General features: G+C 41.8%; 21 protein-coding genes. 16 read left to right on the top strand and 5 right to left on the bottom strand.

The features are described from left to right. Positions 1–61 precede the first annotated feature (61 nt). Positions 62–907: a thiamine-phosphate kinase gene (locus PF027_RS06555; RefSeq protein WP_270872816.1), complete on the top strand. Its 846-nt coding sequence runs from the start codon at positions 62–64 to the stop codon at positions 905–907. A 209-nt stretch (positions 908–1,116) separates the two neighbouring features. On the opposite strand, the gene PF027_RS06550 is transcribed toward PF027_RS06555, so the two are convergent. From PF027_RS06550 to PF027_RS06530, 5 genes are all read right to left on the bottom strand, one after another. After that, positions 1,117–1,944, bottom strand: a complete 828-nt coding sequence (locus PF027_RS06550) for a hypothetical protein (RefSeq protein ID WP_270872815.1) — start codon at positions 1,942–1,944, stop codon at positions 1,117–1,119. A 425-nt stretch (positions 1,945–2,369) separates the two neighbouring features. Further along, the gene (locus PF027_RS06545; protein ID WP_270872814.1) at positions 2,370–3,155 is read right to left on the bottom strand and encodes a DUF817 domain-containing protein; all 786 of its coding nucleotides are present in this window, start codon (positions 3,153–3,155) and stop codon (positions 2,370–2,372) included. Next, positions 3,152–3,805, bottom strand: coding sequence for a tRNA threonylcarbamoyladenosine dehydratase (locus PF027_RS06540; protein ID WP_270872819.1), 654 nt, complete (start codon positions 3,803–3,805; stop codon positions 3,152–3,154). The genes PF027_RS06545 and PF027_RS06540 overlap by 4 nt, the downstream gene beginning before the upstream one ends. Then, positions 3,802–4,575 (bottom strand): 5'/3'-nucleotidase SurE, encoded by a 774-nt coding sequence (gene surE / locus PF027_RS06535; RefSeq protein ID WP_270865246.1) that lies wholly within the window; start codon positions 4,573–4,575, stop codon positions 3,802–3,804. Before surE ends, PF027_RS06540 begins: the two co-directional genes overlap by 4 nt. Beyond that, complete coding sequence (locus tag PF027_RS06530; protein WP_270877248.1) at positions 4,575–5,057, bottom strand: hypothetical protein; 483 nt, start codon at positions 5,055–5,057, stop codon at positions 4,575–4,577. Before PF027_RS06530 ends, surE begins: the two co-directional genes overlap by 1 nt. Before the next feature lie 84 nt (positions 5,058–5,141). Here PF027_RS06530 and lpxB point away from each other — a divergent pair, with 84 nt between their 5' ends. The 15 genes from lpxB to PF027_RS06455 all read left to right on the top strand — a co-directional run bounded on the left by lpxB (position 5,142) and on the right by PF027_RS06455 (position 19,400). Beyond that, positions 5,142–6,272 carry a lipid-A-disaccharide synthase gene (gene lpxB, locus PF027_RS06525; protein ID WP_270877247.1) on the top strand — a complete coding sequence of 377 codons (1,131 nt, stop codon included), beginning with the start codon at positions 5,142–5,144 and terminating at the stop codon, positions 6,270–6,272. Positions 6,273–6,304: 32 nt separating this feature from the next. Further along, the gene (gene greA / locus PF027_RS06520) at positions 6,305–6,787 is read left to right on the top strand and encodes a transcription elongation factor GreA (RefSeq protein ID WP_270859711.1); all 483 of its coding nucleotides are present in this window, start codon (positions 6,305–6,307) and stop codon (positions 6,785–6,787) included. Positions 6,788–6,796: 9 nt separating this feature from the next. Continuing rightward, entirely contained in the window at positions 6,797–7,804 is a 1,008-nt protein-coding gene (gene argC, locus PF027_RS06515) for an N-acetyl-gamma-glutamyl-phosphate reductase (protein WP_270877246.1), read from the top strand. Between the two features lie 3 nt (positions 7,805–7,807). After that, positions 7,808–8,524: a UDP-2,3-diacylglucosamine diphosphatase gene (locus PF027_RS06510; RefSeq protein WP_270871403.1), complete on the top strand. Its 717-nt coding sequence runs from the start codon at positions 7,808–7,810 to the stop codon at positions 8,522–8,524. 39 nt (positions 8,525–8,563) lie between these two features. Beyond that, positions 8,564–9,187, top strand: a complete 624-nt coding sequence (gene serB / locus PF027_RS06505) for a phosphoserine phosphatase SerB (RefSeq protein ID WP_270859700.1) — start codon at positions 8,564–8,566, stop codon at positions 9,185–9,187. Further along, on the top strand, positions 9,180–10,190 hold the full coding sequence (locus tag PF027_RS06500; RefSeq protein WP_270871404.1) for a transaldolase: 1,011 nt from the start codon (positions 9,180–9,182) through the stop codon (positions 10,188–10,190). The genes serB and PF027_RS06500 overlap by 8 nt, the downstream gene beginning before the upstream one ends. Then, positions 10,190–11,410 (top strand): type IV pilus twitching motility protein PilT, encoded by a 1,221-nt coding sequence (locus PF027_RS06495; protein ID WP_270872808.1) that lies wholly within the window; start codon positions 10,190–10,192, stop codon positions 11,408–11,410. Before PF027_RS06500 ends, PF027_RS06495 begins: the two co-directional genes overlap by 1 nt. Before the next feature lie 100 nt (positions 11,411–11,510). Next, the gene (locus tag PF027_RS06490; RefSeq protein ID WP_270872807.1) at positions 11,511–12,047 is read left to right on the top strand and encodes a 50S ribosomal protein L25/general stress protein Ctc; all 537 of its coding nucleotides are present in this window, start codon (positions 11,511–11,513) and stop codon (positions 12,045–12,047) included. 7 nt (positions 12,048–12,054) lie between these two features. Continuing rightward, positions 12,055–12,612 carry an aminoacyl-tRNA hydrolase gene (gene pth / locus PF027_RS06485; protein WP_270872806.1) on the top strand — a complete coding sequence of 186 codons (558 nt, stop codon included), beginning with the start codon at positions 12,055–12,057 and terminating at the stop codon, positions 12,610–12,612. Continuing rightward, the gene (locus PF027_RS06480; RefSeq protein WP_270872805.1) at positions 12,609–13,655 is read left to right on the top strand and encodes an LptF/LptG family permease; all 1,047 of its coding nucleotides are present in this window, start codon (positions 12,609–12,611) and stop codon (positions 13,653–13,655) included. Before pth ends, PF027_RS06480 begins: the two co-directional genes overlap by 4 nt. 47 nt (positions 13,656–13,702) lie before the next feature. After that, complete coding sequence (gene lysA, locus PF027_RS06475) at positions 13,703–14,911, top strand: diaminopimelate decarboxylase (RefSeq protein ID WP_270872804.1); 1,209 nt, start codon at positions 13,703–13,705, stop codon at positions 14,909–14,911. Further along, positions 14,908–15,984, top strand: coding sequence for a prephenate dehydratase (pheA, locus tag PF027_RS06470; protein ID WP_270872803.1), 1,077 nt, complete (start codon positions 14,908–14,910; stop codon positions 15,982–15,984). The genes lysA and pheA overlap by 4 nt, the downstream gene beginning before the upstream one ends. After that, positions 15,984–17,084, top strand: coding sequence for a histidinol-phosphate transaminase (gene hisC, locus PF027_RS06465; protein WP_270872802.1), 1,101 nt, complete (start codon positions 15,984–15,986; stop codon positions 17,082–17,084). The genes pheA and hisC overlap by 1 nt, the downstream gene beginning before the upstream one ends. Further along, complete coding sequence (dxs, locus tag PF027_RS06460) at positions 17,084–18,934, top strand: 1-deoxy-D-xylulose-5-phosphate synthase (RefSeq protein ID WP_270872801.1); 1,851 nt, start codon at positions 17,084–17,086, stop codon at positions 18,932–18,934. The genes hisC and dxs overlap by 1 nt, the downstream gene beginning before the upstream one ends. A 55-nt stretch (positions 18,935–18,989) precedes the next feature. Beyond that, positions 18,990–19,400, top strand: a complete 411-nt coding sequence (locus PF027_RS06455; RefSeq protein ID WP_270859690.1) for a Fur family transcriptional regulator — start codon at positions 18,990–18,992, stop codon at positions 19,398–19,400. Positions 19,401–19,438 lie beyond the last annotated feature (38 nt).

The raw sequence follows: 19,438 nt of genomic DNA, 5'->3' as shown, positions 1-19,438 counted from the left end.
ATAAATTTAAGCTAAATTTCATATAATAGCAAAATTTAATTCTCGCGAAAAAGGTTAGCAAATGGACAAAGAGGCCTACATTTACACGAAATTCAAAAGCAAACTAAACGGCGATGATTGCGCTATCGTAGGCGATTTGGCGTATTGCAAGGACCTTTTTGTCGAGGGCGTGCATTTTAGGCGCGAGTGGCTTAGCATGCACGAAATCGGTGCGAAAGCCATGTTGGTAAATATCTCGGACATGATCGCCAAAAACGCTAAGCCAAAATATGCTCTAATCGGGCTTTCGCTGCCTGGGGACATTACCACCGCCCAGATTGACGAGCTGTGCGCTGGGCTAAACGAAACCGCGCAGAAATGGGGCATTGAGATTATCGGTGGAGATACGATTAGCGACGATAAAATTTCCATTAGTATCACGATGATAGGCAAGTGCAAAAAGCCGATTTTCAGAAATGGTGCGAAGTGCGGGCATTTGATCGCGCACACGGGCAAGCTCGGCTATGTGGGCATTGATTTGCAAATTTTGCTTGGAGGGGGCAAGAGAAGCGAAATTTCGCCAAATTCTCGCATGCTCCGCCCAGAACTCAGGGCGAAATTTTTCTACAAAGCCGCCAAATATATAAGCGCGTCTATAGATATCAGCGATGGGCTTGGGCAGGATTTGGAGCGCCTTTTGCGCGCTAGCGGCGTGGGTATGAGCTGGCTTGTTAGCCCCAAAGAATATGTGCTAAACTCGGGCGAAGAGTATGAGATTTTATTCGCGTTCGAGCCAAAATTTCTTAGCAAAATTTACGAAATCGCCTCCAAAACCAAAACCCCAATTAGCGTCATTGGCAAGGCAGAGAATCGAAATTTAGACAATACTTGTGAATTTAGGGGCGTAAGGCACCATTTTAGCGAGTAAATTTGCAAATTTTGAAATTTCGCTGTCGCAACCTCGCAATACTGCGCCGAAATTTTAGTTGTAGAGTGGATATTTTGTCTAGCAAAATTTTGACAACCTTATGGTGAGCAAGGATACCCACCTTACGGTGCTTAAATTTAATGTTGTTGTCATTTTTTATCCTTTTTATTGAAATGTTTATTAAAATTTGTCTTTGAATTTTTAGGCTTTTAACCACCTTGCACAATAGCTAAAACTGTATTATTGATAGCTTGTTGAGTATTTTTTTCTACATTCCCACAATTATCAATTTTATTTCTAAATGCCAAAGTTTTCTTTTTTATCTTGGAATTATATAGCCATCTTCCGTGTTCCGTAATTCTTTGTTTATCAGATAATGATATGTAATTATCTATAATTGTATTTTTTTCTAAAATAAAACCTTTATCTAAATATAAATCGTTATTTGAATAATTATTAAAAATAACAGGCTTACTAAAACCTATCACATCATTATCAAAATCAAATATTATATAATCCATAGGATTATCAACTTTTTTAGCATTAGTTATTTCTATGTATGTTTTGTTTTCATCAAAATTTTCTATTAAAAATTCATACCAATCTAAGTTACCAAAAAAATTACTTACATAATAACCAATATTTTCTATTTTTTTTATATCTATATTATAGCCATAGTCTAATATTTGTCTTGTTCTAACACCTTTCCAAATTTCAATCTTTTTATTCAAATACTCTTTTATTGCTCTTTTATACAACTCTTCTTTATCTAAAATCCTATTTTCTGCCAAGCAAAACCCTTGTTGATATTTTTCATAATCTTCTTTGCTTACTATCTCAAAGCCGTCATCTATGCCGTAATTTGGAACTACACTTACAAATTTATTTGCAAATTCAAAAGCATTTTCTTGTTTATGTTCTAGTATTGTTTTTACAATGAATTTAGTTATTTCTGTTTTGTGAGTTATTGTTTGATATGCAATGAAGCTCAATGTAAAAAATATTGCAAGAATTAAAATTTTATATTTTCTTTTCACTTTTATTTCCTTTCAATACCGACAAAGTCAGCATTATACAAAAAATCAAGCTTAAATTTGATATGTTTTTAACCTTAAATTCGGTGTTTCCCTGCAAATTCAAATTCAAGTCGTATCGTTTATCCACGATACGAAAGTTTTTAAATTTACAATTTTGTTTCAATCTTGTCATTGCGAGACGGCGAAGCCGTCGTGGCAATCCAGCAACAGCGAAAGCTGTTTTTAAAATCAAACATTGTTTCAATTCACTGGATTGCTTCGAAATGCTTCGCATTTCTCGCAATGACACCTGACTGCAAATTCAAATCGCGCAAAGCTCGCGAAGACTTTCGAATTTAAACGCCACAAGCAAAATTTGCAAAATCAAAGCCGAAATTTAAATTTTAAATTTCGCGCTTAGTATTTCAAAGTTGCGCTAGCGAAATTTAGCCATTACCCAAAATTTTGCCCTCTATTCGCTTCAAAATCGCCACGATAATAAAGCTAATAATACAAAGCAAAATCCAGCTAGAAATCTTGCCAAAGCTCACAATATGCCAAGTCTGAGCTTGGTTTGGATAAACCCACGCGCCAAAAAATGTAGCGATATTTTCGGCAACCCAGATAAAAAATCCGATTAGGCAAAACGCAAGCAAAAGCGGCATTTCATACTCTCTTTGGCGCGGGCGAAAATAGACTTTCGCGCGAAAATACAGCGCGCAAACAGCGATTAATAGGACATAGCGAAAATCATAACCTATGAAATGGTGTGTGAAAAAATTCGCATAAATTAGCGCGCAAAGGGCGAAACTAGCGTATGAGCGGGGCATGTGAGCGAGGTGTAAATGCAAAATTCGCCATGCCTGAATCATATAGCTTCCCACAGCCGCATACATAAATCCGCTATAAAGTGGCACGCCATAAATTTTAAACACTCCCGCCTCCGGGTAGCTCCACGAGCCGATAGCTGGGTGGGTTTTAAAAATCTCTAAGGCTAGCCCAATGGCGTGAAAAAGGCAAATCGCGCAAAGTTCGCGAAGACTTTCGAATTTAAACGCCACAAGCAAAATTTGCAAAATCAAAGCCGAAATTAGCAAAAAATCATAGCGCGCGATGAAGCCCAAATTTAGGTATTTTGAGACGAAAAGTAGCACAAAAAATGAGCCAGCAAAAATGCAAGCTCGGATTTGTTTTAGCCCAAAAGCCCAAAACTCGGCGATGAAAAATTTCATTTTTCGTTTATTAGATTTCGCACGACATAGCTGGTGATAAAAAGCCCAAAACTAGCCGTTACGCCCATGAAACTGCCAAGCTTTTCGCAGCGCGGAAGCTCGGAGCTAAAAACGCAAGGAAAATCGCCAGAAAATCCCGCTTTTTTGAGTTCGTAGCGAAATTTGCGCGCAAATGGGTCGGTGTGGGTTTTCCACACGGAGGCGATTTCGATTTTGGTGGGATCTAGCCGTTTGGCAGCGCCAAGAGAGCTTATGAATCTCACATTTTTTTTGTGAGCGAGCGAGGCAAGTGCGATTTTGGCGCCCACATCGTCGATTGCGTCGATTATGAAGTCAAATTTGCCTATATCAAAACCAGCTAAAAATTCGCTATCTATTTTGGCGCAGATTGCGCGCACGCCTTCAAATTTGCGCGCGAAAACTTCTGCTTTTTTCTCGCCTAAATTTTCGCTTGCAAACTGCCTATTTTGATTGGTGATGTCAAATTCATCGCAGTCAATCACGCTTAAATTTACCACGCCACTGCGATACAGCGCCTCTATGAGCGCGCCTCCTACGCCGCCACAGCCACACACAAGCACGCGCGCATTTTGCAAAATTTCAAATTTCTCGCCAAAAATCCAGCGCGCTCTGGTGAAGCGGTCATTTATTTCATAATCCACTCTTCAAGCCCCTTTAATTGCTCATTTGCGGTCAAATTTAACTGCACCGGCGAGAGCGTAGCATAGCCCTTCATCAAAAGGTCTATGTCGCTACCTGCGTTTTTTTCGCTGTCAAACTCAAAAACCGCATTTCCTAGCCAGTAATACTCCTCTCCGCGCGGATTGCGATTTAGCGTGGCGTCGTGTCCGTAAAATTTCTCGCCAAGCCTCGCGCATTTTAGCCCCAAAAACTGCGACGCACTCACAGCCGGGACATTTAAATTTAAAAACTGCTTTGGCGGAAGCGGAAAACCGGTGGCAAAAATCTTTTTAACCAAATTTCGCGCTAATTTGCAAGCTAGGCTAAATCCGTATTTATCCAGCGAATCTGCGCTGTAATACTGGCTGATTGCAATCGCGGGAATTCCTTGCAAAACCCCCTCCATAGCCCCTCCGCAAGTGCCTGAGTATGTGATATCCTCGGCTATATTTGCGCCGTGATTTATGCCAGAAATCACAAGGTCGGGTTTGCGCGAATACAGGGCTTGGAGTGCGAGATACACGCAATCGCTAGGCGTAGCGTCGTCGAGTTTGTAAAAATCATCGCCGATTGCGATGAAGCGAAGTGGTCGAGTGAGCGTGAGAGAGTGCGAGCAGGCGGACTTTTGCGAGCTTGGGGCTACGATAGTGATATGCGCGATATCCCTTAGCGCGCTTGCAAGTTCCAAAAGCCCCCTAGCTTCGAAGCCGTCGTCGTTTGTGATTAAAATTTCGTGCATTAAAGCCCCTTGCTTAGGCAAAAGCTCTCATCGACATCACTAGATGAGAGTGGCGAAGCTGGGTCATCGTAGAAAAATCTGTGGCTAAATTTCACGCCATGTCGGAGCAAAATGCGCTTGCTAGGCGAGTTGCAAGCCTGATTTGCTAGGACGATTTGGAAGGATTTGAGATAATTTTCCTTATTTTTTGGGCTCATTTCGCCCCATTTTGAGGATAGTTCGAAGTGGTAAACAGCACTTGCTCCCTCGCTCGTGACATCTACTAGCCTTGCGCCGTTAAAATCAGCCTGTGCGCCAGGGTGAGCGCGAAAACTATCGCTGATTTGCCTTGCGATACCCTCTGGGGCGTTGTTTGCGGTCATTGTCTTTGCCACTTTTATGGCACTATCTGGTTCGTCGATTTGCATTTTTTGGTAGCTCGGAGTGGAAGCGCACCCTGTCACAAATAGCGCACAAATGGCGCAAATTAGGGATTTTTGCATAATTTTTCCTTGTGATTAAAATTTAAAAATGTTTAATTTTAGCACATTTTGATATAATTGCCAAAAATTAAAAAAGGCAAGAGTTTGAATTATTTGATTTCGTGTTTGGAGCCGTCTGCAAATCTGCATTTTAGCGAGGTTTTGCGTGAAATTTTAGCCCTCGATAAAAACGCTAAAATTTATGGCATTTTTGGCGAGGAATTTAGCGCGCACGGCGAGCCGTTGTATAAATCGAGCGAATTTTCGGCAATGGGATTTGTGGAGATTATTCCGCTGATTTTCAAGGCAAAAAGGGCGTTAAAGCAAATGTGCGAGCTAGCAAAAAACTGCGATGTGGTGCTATTAATCGATAGCCCAGCCTTTAACCTGCCCCTTGCAAAGGCTCTGAAAAAATCGGGCGCGAGTGCGAGGATAGTGTATTATATCCTGCCCCAAATTTGGGCGTGGAAGCGCGGTAGAGTCAAGGCTTTGCAAGAAAATTGCGATTTTTTGTGTGGAATTTGGCAGTTTGAGAGGCAGTTTTATTCTAAAATTTTGGATCTAAATTTTGAAAATTTGCCAAATTTAAGCGATAAAAGCGGTTTTTGCTTCGTAGGACACCCGCTTTTAGATGAAATCAAAGAGCGCAAAAACTCGTATGAAAAAAACGGCCTAATCGCCTTTATGCCAGGCTCTCGCAGGGCTGAGATTTCGCGGCTTATGCCGGTTTATAGGGAGTTAGCTAAAAAGCTAAAAAGCGAAAATGCAAATTTAAAATTTAGCCTAGTTGTGCCACCATTTTTGGCGGATAAGGTGGAGCAAATTTACGGCGATACGCGCGGTTTTAGCATAGAAACTGATGCTATAAAAACCCTAGCAAAAAGCGAATTTGCCTTTATCTGCTCTGGGACTGCGACCCTGCAAGCCGCCCTTATTGGCACACCTTTTGTGCTTTGCTACAAAGCCAAAGCCCTAGATGTCGCGATCGCGCGCAGGTTTGTGAAGCTAAAACATGTCGGCCTTGCAAACATAATCTTTGATTTTTGCGAAAAAGACGAGCTTCACAAAGAATTAATTCAAGAAGAAGTAAGTGTGGCTAATCTCTACGACGCATACGCCTTGCGCGATGATGAGCGCTTTGCGCGCGCTTGCGTGGAGCTTAGAGAGTATTTGGCTATGCCAAGTGCGAAAAATGTGGCGCGAATTTTAACGACAAACGCGAAATTTAAAGTATAATTAGAAAAATTTGAAAAAGGATTGCTATGAGTATCACAGAACCCATGACCTCTTACGGATACGAAAAAATCACTGCCGAGCTTAAAGAGCTCCAAAATGTCAAACTCCCGCACATTATCAAACAAATCGATATCGCGCGAGATCACGGCGATTTGAAGGAAAATGCCGAGTATCACGCGGCCAGAGAGGAACAAGCGTTTTTGCTCTCTCGCATTGCCGAGCTAAACGATATACTCTCGCGCTCTCGCATAATAGATCCCGCAAGCTACGAGCACGATAAGGTCAAATTCGGCTCTACCGTGACTTTCATGGATGTGGAAACCGAAATCGAGGAAACCTATGTCATCGTGGGGCTTATGGAGGCTGATATTTCAAAAAGACTGCTTAATATCAACACTCCGCTAGCGCGCCAGCTTTTGGGCAAGGCCGAGGGCGATGAAGTGGTGCTAAACCTGCCAAGTGGCACCAGAGATGTCGAGATTATCAGCGTTAGCTACAAACCGATTAAATTTTAAGGCGAAAATATGAAAAGAGCTGGAATCATCGGTGTAGGTGGATATACTGGGCTTGAACTAGTTAAAATTTTACTAGCGCACAGAGGCTTTGAAATTTCATACCTCGCTGCTACGAGTGAGGGCGAAATTTCTGAGATTTTCCCGCAGCTGGCTGGGATTTTGGATATGAGGGTGCAAATAGCAGATCCTAAAACTGCCGCGCAAAGTTGCGATGTGGTGTTTTTGGCACTTCCGCACGAAAAGGCAATGGAGTTTGCGAGTGAAATTTTAAAATTTCCTAGCGTCAAAGTCGTAGATTTAAGCGCGGATTATCGCCTATCGCTTGAACTTTACGAGAAAAACTACACCAAACATTTAGACCCGCTAAATTTAGCCCACGCTGTGTATGGTTTGGCTGAGCTAAATGCCGAAAAAATCGCCTCTGCAAGGCTTGTGGCAAATCCTGGCTGCTATCCGACATGCTCGGTTCTAGCTGCTGCGCCGTTTGTGAAATATATGGATAGTAAAATCGGCGTTTTTATCGACGCTAAAAGTGGTGTCAGTGGCGCAGGCAAGGGGCTAAAAGCCACTAGCCATTTCGTGAGCGTTAATGAAAACATAAATGCATACTCACCACTCACTCACCGCCACGCAGACGAGATTATGGAGCAACTTAGCCTAATAAACGGCGCGGAATTTAGCGTATCTTTTGTGCCAAATTTAGCCCCATTTACGCGCGGAATGCTTGCAAGCGTATTTGGCGTGCTAAAAGAGAGTATCGACGCGGAGAAAATTTTGCGCGAATTTTACGCAAATTCGCCTTTCGTGCGTGTGCGTAGTGAGCCAGTGTCTGTGAAAAATGTCGCAGGAACGCATTTTTGCGATATTTTTGTCAAAACGCAGGGGGATAAAATTTGGATAAACTCGGCAATCGACAACCTGCTAAAAGGCGCGTCAAGTCAGGCTGTGGCAAATGCGAATTTGATGTTTGGCTACGATGTGGGCGAGGGTTTGCCACGCCTAGGAAATAGCATTTAAATCGTGGAAAATCTGCAAATAAAGCCCGGAGCTGTTTTTATCAGCGACGCGCACGATAACGCAAACAAGCGAAATTTTCTGAAATTTTTGCGAAATTTGAGGAGCGCGAAAACACTGCCGCCGCAAATTTTCATGCTTGGCGATATGTTTGATTTCCTCGCAAATACGACATTTGTGCGCGAATTTTACGCCGAATATATCGCCATAATCAACGAAATTTCGCAAAAATGTGAAATTTATTATTTCGAGGGAAATCACGATTTTAATTTAGAGGCTATTTTTCCGCACGCACTGGTCTTCGCAAACTGCGCCCAGCCAGCAAATTTTAGCTTTAAAGGCAGGCAAATCCAAATCTCTCACGGCGATATTTTTTTGCCAGCTTTGACAAAATTTGCGCTTTTATCACTGCGAAATAGGGCGTTTTTGAAATTTATGGATAAAATCGATTGCGCGCTAAATTTTAAAATTTCAAAAATGATTTTAAAAAGCCAAGAGAATAAAATTTTGTATAAAAAGGCTGAGAATTTCAAATCCTATATCGAGCCAAAAATCCACAACTACACCGCGCCTATCGTAATCGAGGGGCATTATCACCAAGATGAAATTTTAGAATTTGAGGGCGTAAAATATATAAATTTAAACTCATTTGCCGTGTGTGAGAAAATTTACGAGGTGCAAAATAGCCAAAATTTTGAGCTCTTTTCAAAAAACTTAAATTAAAACTTAGATATAATTGCTTTTTTTTATAAAGGAAATTTAATGATAAAACTTTGTGTGTTTGATTTCGATTCTACGCTTATGGACGGGGAGACGATAACGAATTTTGCAAAAAGCGTAGGAAAAGAAAAAGAGGTTAAAGAGATTACAAAGCGCGCAATGGCGGGCGAGATTGATTTTTTCGAGAGTTTGCAAGAGCGGGCTATGTTTTTAAAGGGTATGAAATTTTCGGATATGCAAAAAATCGCGCAAAATTTGCCCTTTGTGCCAGGCGCAAAAGAGCTTATAAGCTACCTCAAAGCCAAGGGAATTACCGTTGTGGTGTTTAGTGGTGGATTTCATGTGGCGACAGACTGGGCAAAAGAGGTGCTAGGATTTGATGCGAGTTTTGCCAATATCTTGCACCGAAAAGACGGCGTTTTAACCGGTCATGTGGGCGGAGAGATGATGTTTGGCTACTCCAAAGGCGTGGTCTTGCAACAGCTCAAAGCGATTTTGCATTTAAGTGCAGATGAGGTTATGTGTGTGGGAGATGGGGCAAACGATGTGGCAATGTTTAGGGAAGCGGGGCTAAGAATCGCGTTTTGCGCCAATGAAATTTTGAAAAAAGAGGCAACTCATTGCGTGGATAAAAAAGATTTAAGGGAGATAATGCAGTATGTATAACGACGATATCAAATTTAGCTTGTGGTGCGATTTTATCGAGCGCGATTTTATCGCAAAGGAATTTGGCGAATTTCTCGCAAAAGGCACATTTAACGGCGCGACCTCAAATCCCTCTATTTTCAAAAACGCCATTACCACCTCCCAAGCTTACGGCGCGCAAAAGGCGAAATTTGCGCACAAAAATACAAAAAAGCTTTATGAAATTTTAGCTATAACTGATATCAAAAACGCCGCAAATGCGCTTTTGGCAAACTACGCTAAGGGCGATGACGGCTTTATTAGTATCGAAGTAGATCCTAGTATCTCAGATGATGCAGAGGCTATGATAAAAGAGGGCAAAAGGCTGTTTGCGCAAATCGCAATGCCAAATGTGATGATAAAAGTCCCAGCGACCCAGGCTGGATACGAGACGATGAGAGCTTTGACGAGGCGGGGTATAAATGTAAATGCGACCTTGATTTTCTCGCCAGAGCAAACCGCAAAATGCCTAGAAGCGATTAAAGAGGGCACGAGCGAGTTCGCGGCTAAATTTGAAGGCGCAAAACTGCCACAATCTGTGATTAGCATTTTTGTTAGCCGTTTTGATAGAGCCCTTGATGAGGATATGAAAAAAGCTGGCTTAGAGCCTGCAAAAATCGGCATTATGAACGCTACGAAATGCTATAATATAATCGCAAAGGAAAATTTGCCGTTTGTTAGGGCACTTTTTGCTAGCACGGGCGTAAAAGGTGGCGAAATCCCTGCGGATTATTATATAAAAGAGCTTTTGTATCCGCTTAGCGTAAATACTGCCCCGCTTGATACAATCAAGGCTTTCATAGGGGCAAAATGTGAGCCAAAAACTCCATTTAGCGATGAGGAAATTGATAAATTTTTCGCCGATGTCGCGCAAAAGGCTGGCATTGATATGGATAAAATTTACAAAAAGCTTTTAAAAGATGGCTTGGTGGCTTTCGAACAAGCATTTGATGAGATTATGACAACACTTGAAAAGGAGAAATAATGGCTGACGCAATTGATTATTCACAATATCAAGTCGATGTAAGCACGCTGGATTTTAAGCAACGCGATAGACTTGATAAATTTTTGAATTTTTTGGTTCAAAACGGCGGTAGCGACTTGCACCTAAAAGCAGGTTCTGTGGTGCGCGGTAGGATTAATGGTGAGCTTGTAAAATTTACAAAAGATCCTTATCTTAAAGAGGATATGATGACTTTGGCAAAAGAGCTTTTAAAAACTCGTTTCCCAGAGATGATTAAAAATAAAAGCGTGGATTTTACATACAAATTAAACGACGAATACCGCTTTCGTGTAAATATCTTTTTCCAAATTGACGGCGTAAGTGCGGTATTTAGAACGATTCCGGTAAGAATTCCTACAATTGATGAGCTAGGACTTCCAAAAAGTATCAAAGAGATCTGCGATACTGCTATGCGTGGCGTCGTGCTTCTAACTGGCCCAACAGGTAGCGGTAAAACAACCACAATCGCTTCTATGCTAAATCGCATAAACCACGCTAGAACGAGCCATATCGTTACGATTGAAGATCCGGTTGAGTTCGTTTTCAAAGATGATAAATGTATCATCAACCAACGCGCTATCGGCGAGGACTGCAACACTTTCGCTGATTCGCTTCGTGCGGCACTGCGCGAGGACCCTGATGTTATCTTTGTGGGCGAGATGCGCGACCTTGTTACGATTGAGACTGCATTGCATGCCGCTGAGACTGGTCACCTTGTCTTTTCTACCGTGCATACAATCGACGCCAAAGAGACAATCAACCGTATCGTTGCGATGTTTGAACAAGCAGAGCAAGAGCGTATCCGTATGACACTAGCTAGCGTTATCGAGGCTGTAATCTCGCAACGCCTTGCGCGCACAATTGATGGAAAACGCGTGGCGGTAGTTGAAATTTTGCGTAAAAATACCCGTATTAGAGATATGATTTTAGAAGGACGCGACTCTGAAATTCCAGACGCAATCGCTGATGGACGCAATACTTATGGTATGCAAACCTTCGATCAACACCTGCTTGATCTGTATGTCCAAGAGGTGATTACGAGAGATGAAGCACTTGATAAGGCCTCTAAACGCAACGACTTAGAGCTAAAAATGAAAAACGCAGACCTAGCGAAAAAACGCGGTATTATGCTCGCAAACGGCGAGGATATCCCAGATCAACTCGCAGAAGAAGTCGTTCAACTCCAAGATATTCGTCGTTAAATTTACGCTAGCAAGAATTTCTTGCTAGCACCCTTTTATAAAGCTATATTAAAGTTAAATTTTAGTAAAATCAGCCCCTATTTTTTTTAAAGGAAAACTCATGTTAGAAGGTATCGTTAGAGATAGTATCGGTAAAAAGGCTTCTAAGTCTTTAAAACGAGATGGTTATCTAATCGCTAATATTTATGCGAAAGGATTACAAAATATAAATGCTGCGTTTAAAACAAACGATTTTATCAAAGCAGTTCGCAGCAAAAATACTTTGCCTTTTGAGGTAAAAGTGGGCGATAGCACATACAAAGTAGTGGTGCAAGAATACCAAAAACACCCTGTAACAAACGCCCTAACTCATGTTGATTTACGCGTAGTAGATGATAATGTAGTTAGCAAATATCTTGTTCCAGTTTATACGACAGGTATCGCAAAAGGCCTAAAAAACAAAGGTGTTTTAGTCCAATCAAAACGCCGCTTAGCTGTAAAATGTGCTGGTAAAGATCTACCAGATAGCTTTACGCTAGATGTTACAGAGCTAGATTTGGGCGATTTTATCCTAGTTCGCGATATCCCTGTAAAAGATGGCGTAAGCATTATCATGGATGGCTCTGTTGCAGTTGTCGGAGTAACTTCGGCTAAATAGGTGAGCTATGATACTGCTCGTCGGACTTGGTAATCCAGGGGAGAAGTATTCTCACACTAGGCATAATGTAGGATTTATGCTAATCGACGCTCTGCTAAATGGTGGCGGTTTTAGCGATGTTAGCGGAGCGAAATTCCAAGGTGAGCTTTATAAAAAAGGCTCACTTCTACTTCTTAAACCTCAAACTTTTATGAATTTAAGCGGAAATGCTGTCAAAGCGGTTTGCGATTTTTACAAACCTGATAGAGTTATCGTAATCCACGATGATATTGATTTAGCACTTGGTGCGATTAAATTTAAGCTTGGCGGAAGCGCTGGCGGGCACAACGGGCTTAAATCAATCGACAATCTAATCGGAACCCAGTATGAAAGAGTGCGTATCGGCGTGGGCAAAAAGCCAGAAGGCTGGGATGCTGCAAATTTTGTTTTGGCTAAATTTGGGGACGATGATACGGAAAAACTAAGCCAAATTTTAGAGTATGCCAAAAAGGCTGTAAATGAGCTAATTCGTAGCGATATAGATGAAATTTCGCAAAAATTCACGATAAAAAAGGTAACACAATGAAGCTGTATGCCAAATATGTAAGCCTTGTTTATCTTAAATATTTTTTTATTTTATTTGTAGCTTTGGACTTTTTTTATGTGGGAATCGATGTCTTAACCAATCTCAAAGACTTCCCGCAAAGCGCCAATACAGGGCTTTTATATGTGGCGCTAACAGCTGGCGTGGCGATTACTTATATTTTGCCATTAAGCCTGATTTTTGCGCTAATTATAATGATTTTTAACATGATTCGAAGTAGCGAGCTTATCAGCTTTTACGCCCTTGGCGTGAGCAAAAACGCCCTGATAATCCCGCCGTTTTTGATATCGCTTTTTATCACGCTAGGATATATTTATCTAAATACCACCCCTTTTGCCTATGCTTTGAAATTTCAAAAGAATTTGACGGATTTTACCCCAGTAGGGCCTGAGATGTTTTTAAAATACGAGGGCAAATATGTCTATATCAACGGCCTTCACCAAAACCATGCCGATGAGATGATAGCATTTGATATCAACGCTAGCGAGTTGCAAAGCAGAATTTGGGCTAAAAACGGCGAATATAGTGCGAAAGAGTGGAAATTTAAAGAGGGCGAAAAAACCCAAATTCCTACAAATTTAAGCCTTGGCGAGGCTGGGTTGAAAAGGGAAAGTATCCAAAACGAAGCCATGCTAAGGGGCTTTAACCCAAGCTCGATCGAAAGCGTGTATGATACGAGCAATGTCTATTCGATCAAAGACGCGATTCGCTCTATCAAAACCTTCGCAAACCAAGGCGTCAATGTAAATTCAATCAAGGCAAATTTATACAATATGATATTTTTCCCGCTTTTTGCGCCGATTATGATTTTAATCCTTTATTATTATTTTCCGATTACTGGCAGGTTTTTTAACCTAGCTCTTATGAGTTTTGGGTTTTTTATCATTACGCTGTGTGCGTGGGGGCTGTTTTTCGTGCTGATTCGCTTCTCGCTTAATGGCGTGATACTCCCAGAATTAGGCATTGTCGTGCCGATTTTGCTACTTTTAGTATTTGCGATTTGGCTGGTTTTTAAGCATCGTTAAGTCCGAATTTGATAAAATGGGCAAAATTTTTTACCGAAAGAAAATATATGAATTACAAAAATTTAGTCTCAAAATACGGCTCTCCACTTTATGTTTATGATTTCGACGAGATTACGAAAAATTATGAATTGCTCAAAGGTGCATTTGCGGCGCGCAAATCGTTAGTTTGCTTTGCTATTAAGGCAAATTCAAATTTAAGCATTTTGCAACATTTAGTAAGGCTAGGAAGCGGGTTTGATTGTGTGAGTATCGGCGAGGTCAGACGCGCGCTACTAGCTGGGGCAAATCCGTATAAAATCATATATTCAGGCGTGGGTAAGCAAGATTACGAGCTAGAAGAGGCGTTAAAAAGCGAAATTTTATATATAAATTTAGAGAGCGAAGCCGAAATGTATCGCCTAGAAAAAATCGCGCAAAATTTGGGCAAAACCGCTAGGATTAGTATCCGCGTAAATCCAAATGTCGATGCCAAAACCCACCCATACATTTCTACTGGACTTAACGAAAACAAATTCGGCGTTAGCATTGATAATGCGCGCGCTATGTATCTTTACGCTAAAAAGTCTGAATTTTTAAATCCAGTTGGAATCCACTTTCACATAGGCTCGCAGCTAACTGATATTTCGCCGATCCACGACGCAGCGAAAATCGTAAGTGATCTTTTGCGCGAACTGCTTGCAGCGCAGATTGAGATTAAATTTTTCGATATCGGCGGAGGGATTGGAATCCGCTATAAAGACGAAAAACAGGTTAGTTTGTATGATTATGCGCAAGGAATTTTGGCTGTTTTAAGTGGGCTAGATGTTACGATTACATGCGAGCCGGGCAGGTTTATCGTAGGAAATGCGGGCGAGTTTATCACTAGCGTTTTATACGAGAAATACAACGGCGCCAAACGCTTTGTCATCACAGACGGAGCTATGAACGATCTAATCCGCCCGAGCCTATATCAAGCCTATCACGAGGTCGTAGCAGTGCAAAAAGAGGGCGAAAGCTCGCTTTGTGATATCGTAGGGCCGATTTGCGAGAGTGGCGATTTTTTAGCCAAAAATGTAAATTTGCCAAATTTAGACCACGGCGATATTTTGGTGATAAAAAGCGCAGGAGCGTATGGGTTTAGCATGTCTAGCAACTACAACACGCGCCCGCGTCCAGCTGAGGTGGCTATTAGCGAGGGCAAGGATCGCTTAATCAGAGCCAGAGAGAGTTTCGAGGATCTCGTTGCAAACGAAAAAAAATATATGGAAGAGCGATGAAAAGCATAGAAGATTTACGCGTAGGGATTGATAAAATCGACGATGAGATTATTCGTTTGATTGATTTGCGTATGGATTATGTCAAAAAAATCGGCGAATTGAAGCAAACCACAGGAAGCGCCGTGTATCGCCCAGAAAGGGAGCGTGCGATAATTTCTAGGCTTGATGGCGTCAAACTTAAAAATTTAAACAAAGAGGCGATTGAGGCGATATTTTTTGAAATTTTCTCAGTTTCTAGAAATTTAGAAAAACCGCAAGTCGTAGCGTTTTTAGGGCCTTTTGGCACATACACTCACCAAGCAGCCAAGGCCAGATTTGGCGCGATTAGCACCTATGAGCCGCTCTCAAACATCGAGGCAGTGTTTAAATCCCTAATCACCAAAGAGGCCAAATACGGCGTCGTGCCCATAGAAAACAACACCGAAGGCGCAGTCGGCGTGACGCTTGATTGTTTGCGCAAATATCAAGAGGTCAAAATCGTAGCCGAAATTTATATGGATATCCACCACTCTTTGGTTACGAACTGCACGCAAACAGCCGAGATTACGCAGATTTTCTCTCACCCACAAGCCTATAATCAATGCTTGAAATTCTTAGACGATCACGGGCTTAGCGGGGTTAAATTTACAGCCACCAAATCCACTGCCAAAGCCGCGCAGGCAACGCTAGAAAATCCAAATTCAGCAGCGATTTGCTCTAAAATCGCAGCCGAGCTGTATGGCGTGCCTGTAATGTATGAAAAAATCGAGGATAATGCAAACAATCGCACGAGATTTTTCGTGCTAAGCGACTTCAAAAACCAAAGAAGTGATCGCAACAAAACCAGCATTTTGGCTAAAACCGATGATAAACCGGGTGGTTTAGTGGAGTTACTTCAAATGTTTCGCAATGAGGGGATAAATTTGACTAAATTAGAGAGCCGTCCGATTAAATCGCATGATTTCAAAAGTGTGTTTTATATCGATTTTGAGGGGCATATCGACGATGAGGGTGTGATTAGAGTGCTAGAAAACGCCACTCGCCACGCTCATGAAATAACTTGGCTTGGAAGCTATTTAAATGGAGATGAATAATGAAATTTAACAAATTTTTGGACGATTTGAGTAATTACGAGGCTGGAAAGCCAATCGAGCTAGTGGTGCGCGAATTTGGCGTGAAAAAAAAAGATGTGCTAAAACTAGCTAGCAACGAAAATCCATTTGGATCTAGCAAAAAAGCGCAAAAAGCCATTAAAAAATGCGCCACCTGTGCTCATCTCTACCCTGATGATAGTATGTTTGAGCTAAAAGACGCGCTAGCGGCGAAATTTGGCGTAAAAAGCGAAAATATCATAATCGGCGCAGGTAGCGATCAAATCATCGAATTTGCCCTTCACAGCGTGCTTAGCAAGGGTTTTGCGATACTTCAAGCAGGGGTAAGTTTTGCGATGTATGGCATTTACGCAAGGCACTGCGAGGGCAAAATTTATAAAACCAAAGAAATTTCGCACGATTTAGAGGCGCTAAAATCGCTTTACGAGGCGCACAAAAACGAGATTAAAGCGATATTTTTGTGTATGCCAAATAACCCTCTTGGCGAGTGTTTGGACGCTGAGAAAATTTACGAATTTATCGCTAGTGTGGATAAGGACACACTTGTCATCATCGACGCAGCTTATAACGAATTTGCCACATTTAAGGACAAAAACAAGCACCTTGACCCTAAATTTATAGCCACGCATTTCACAAATGCCCTCTATCTTGGGACATTTTCTAAGGCGTATGGGCTTGGGGGCATGAGAGTGGGGTATGGAATTGGCGAGAGTGGAATTATTAGCGCGCTTTATAAACTGCGCCCGCCATTTAATATCACCACGCCGACCTTAGCAGCGGCGATTGCGGCACTTGGCGATGATAAATTTGTGCAAAAGACCTTGCAAAATAATTTTCAGCAGATGAAAAAATTTGAAAAATTTGCCACCAAAAACGGCATTAAATTCCTGCCAAGTTATGCAAATTTCATAACATTTATGCTTGGCGAAAATCAAAATTCAACCCAAATTTGCGACGCTCTTTTGCGACAAGGTATAATTTTGCGAAATTTAAAGAGTTATGGATTAAACGCGATTCGCATTACAATCGGGCTTCCGAAGCAAAATTCGCGCGTTTTTAAAGCCTTAAAAGAGTTGTTATAGTGGATATCAAAAACAAAAGCCTAACCGAACTTAGCGAGCTTTGTGAGCAAATTCGCACCAGAATCGTCGAAGTCGTGAGCCAAAACGGCGGTCATCTTAGCTCAAATATGGGCGCGGTCGAGGCGATAGTGGCTATGCATGTGGTTTTTGATAGCGCAAAAGATCCATTTATCTTCGATGTCAGCCACCAAAGCTACGCGCACAAGCTTCTAACTGGGCGTTGGGACGAATTTGGCTCTTTGCGTAAATTTGGCGGACTTAGCGGATATACTAAGCCTAGCGAGAGTAAGCATGATTATTTCGTAGCTGGGCATGCTAGCACCTCGATTAGCCTAGCTGTGGGCGCGGCAAAGGCGATCAAACTCAAAGGCGAGGATAGGGTGCCTGTGGTGCTAGTAGGGGATGGCTCGATGAGTGGGGGCATGACTTATGAGGCGATGAACGAGCTAGGGGATTTGCATTTGCCTTGCGTAATCATACTAAATGATAACAAAATGAGCATTTCTAAGCCAATCGGCGCATTTAGCAAGTATCTTAGCCAAATGATGGCGGGCGAGACATATCAAAAATTTAAATCGCGCATAAGAGAGCTTTTATCTCACGCGCCAGAGAGTGCTACATACATGGCAAGGCGCTTTGAAAACTCGCTAAAACTCATAATCCCTGGCATGTTTTTCGAGGAGCTTGGACTTGAATACATCGGCCCAGTTGATGGACACAACCTAGGCGATTTAATTAGCGCATTTAAGGTCGCAAAGAGTGCTAAAAAGCCCGTAATCGTGCATATCCAAACAATCAAAGGCAAGGGTTATAAAAACAGCGAAAACGACGATGGCAACTGGCATGGCGTGGGAGCTTTCGACATAAAAAGTGGCGAATTTAAGAAAAAATCGGGCGCGAAATCAGCTACAAAAATTTACCAAGAAGCCCTTTTAGAGCTAGCGCAGGCTCACTCTGATGTAGTTGGCGTAACAGCTGCTATGCCAAGTGGGACTGGGCTAGACGCGCTAATTGAGCGTTTCCCTGATAGATTTTGGGATGTGGCGATTGCCGAGGAGCATGCGGTAACCTCAATGGCAGCAATGGCAAAAGAGGGTTTTAGGCCATACATTACGATATATTCAACCTTCATGCAGCGCGCGGTCGATCAAGTGATCCACGATTTAGCGCTTATGAATTTAAACGCAGTAATCGCCATGGATAGGGCTGGAATCGTGGGCGAGGACGGCGAGACGCACGAGGGTGTGTTTGATATCAGCCTATTTAACGGGGTTCCAAATTTAAGCATGTGTGCGCCGTGCGATGAGGCGAGTTTTAGGGCTTTGATGAGGTATTCGCACGAGCATAAGGGGATTTTGGCGATTCGCTATCCGCGCGGAAGTTTTACGATGCAAAATTTGGAGCCAAATTTAGGGAAAATTCCTGAAATTTCGCCATTAAAATCGAGATTTATCAAAGAGTGTGAGGCTAGCCAAATCGCATTTATCGGCTATGGAGATAGCACTGGCAAGGCGTGCGAGGTAGCAAAAATCCTAAATGATAAAATGAGCGTAAATATCGTTGATTTGGTCTTTGTGAAGCCGCTGGATAGAGAATTTTTACTAAATTTAGCGAAAAAAACCAAAATTTGGTTCGTATTTAGCCAAAGTATGAAAAAAGGCGGTGTGGGCGAAATACTAGGCGCGTTTTTACAAGAGGAAAATATTCAAAATGTAAAAATTATTTCTTATGAATTTGAGGATAAGTTTTTGCCACATGGAAGCACCGCAGATGTGGAGAAATCGCTAGGTTTAGACGCGCAAAATTTGGCAAAGGTAATATCAAATACAAAAAATTATCAATTAGTATAATTTTAGTTTAATATTTTTTGCATATAATGAGTAAATTTTATCTAAGGACGACATTATGACACATGTAGATTTGCTCAAAAACTGCGGGCTCAAAGCCACGCCACAACGCCTTTGTATCCTAAAAGTGCTAGACCGCCACGAGCACCCAAATATTGACTCACTTTATGACGGGATTAAAGAGGATTATCCATCAATCTCGCTTGCTACGGTTTATAAAAATTTAAATAGATTGCTTGATGAGGGCGTGGTTGTCGAGGTAAATACTCCAAACCAAAAGCCAAGATACGATATCTACAATACCCCGCACATGCATGTCGTTTGCGAAAAATGCGGAAATGTCAGCGATATGTTTATGGGCGATATTTTTATGGACGATATGCGCACCAGTGTCGAAAAACAGCTTAAAAATTTTGTCCGCAAACTAAATATCACAGCCACAGTTGAAGACTGCGAGTTTTGTAGGTAATATAAGCTTAAATTTGCTATCATTACCCATTTTATTTT

Origin of the sequence: Campylobacter sp. VBCF_01 NA2 (assembly GCF_027797205.1) — a bacterium.
Lineage (GTDB): Bacteria > Campylobacterota > Campylobacteria > Campylobacterales > Campylobacteraceae > Campylobacter_B.
The sequence above is the reverse complement of the archived record's forward strand: the minus strand, read 5'-3'. Positions and strand labels throughout refer to the sequence as shown.

Excerpts from the sequence above, each read along its gene's own strand:
- PF027_RS06480 (WP_270872805.1), top strand. The coding sequence starts at position 12,609 with ATGAAGCTGTATGCCAAATATGTAAGCCTTGTTTATCTTAAATATTTT.
- argC (WP_270877246.1), top strand. The coding sequence starts at position 6,797 with ATGAAAAGAGCTGGAATCATCGGTGTAGGTGGATATACTGGGCTTGAA.
- PF027_RS06545 (WP_270872814.1), bottom strand. The coding sequence starts at position 3,155 with ATGAAATTTTTCATCGCCGAGTTTTGGGCTTTTGGGCTAAAACAAATC.
- PF027_RS06500 (WP_270871404.1), top strand. The coding sequence starts at position 9,180 with ATGTATAACGACGATATCAAATTTAGCTTGTGGTGCGATTTTATCGAG.
- hisC (WP_270872802.1), top strand. The coding sequence starts at position 15,984 with ATGAAATTTAACAAATTTTTGGACGATTTGAGTAATTACGAGGCTGGA.
- PF027_RS06455 (WP_270859690.1), top strand. The coding sequence starts at position 18,990 with ATGACACATGTAGATTTGCTCAAAAACTGCGGGCTCAAAGCCACGCCA.
- surE (WP_270865246.1), bottom strand. The coding sequence starts at position 4,575 with ATGCACGAAATTTTAATCACAAACGACGACGGCTTCGAAGCTAGGGGG.
- pth (WP_270872806.1), top strand. The coding sequence starts at position 12,055 with ATGATACTGCTCGTCGGACTTGGTAATCCAGGGGAGAAGTATTCTCAC.
- PF027_RS06490 (WP_270872807.1), top strand. The coding sequence starts at position 11,511 with ATGTTAGAAGGTATCGTTAGAGATAGTATCGGTAAAAAGGCTTCTAAG.
- PF027_RS06530 (WP_270877248.1), bottom strand. The coding sequence starts at position 5,057 with ATGCAAAAATCCCTAATTTGCGCCATTTGTGCGCTATTTGTGACAGGG.
- PF027_RS06495 (WP_270872808.1), top strand. The coding sequence starts at position 10,190 with ATGGCTGACGCAATTGATTATTCACAATATCAAGTCGATGTAAGCACG.
- lysA (WP_270872804.1), top strand. The coding sequence starts at position 13,703 with ATGAATTACAAAAATTTAGTCTCAAAATACGGCTCTCCACTTTATGTT.
- serB (WP_270859700.1), top strand. The coding sequence starts at position 8,564 with ATGATAAAACTTTGTGTGTTTGATTTCGATTCTACGCTTATGGACGGG.
- pheA (WP_270872803.1), top strand. The coding sequence starts at position 14,908 with ATGAAAAGCATAGAAGATTTACGCGTAGGGATTGATAAAATCGACGAT.
- PF027_RS06555 (WP_270872816.1), top strand. The coding sequence starts at position 62 with ATGGACAAAGAGGCCTACATTTACACGAAATTCAAAAGCAAACTAAAC.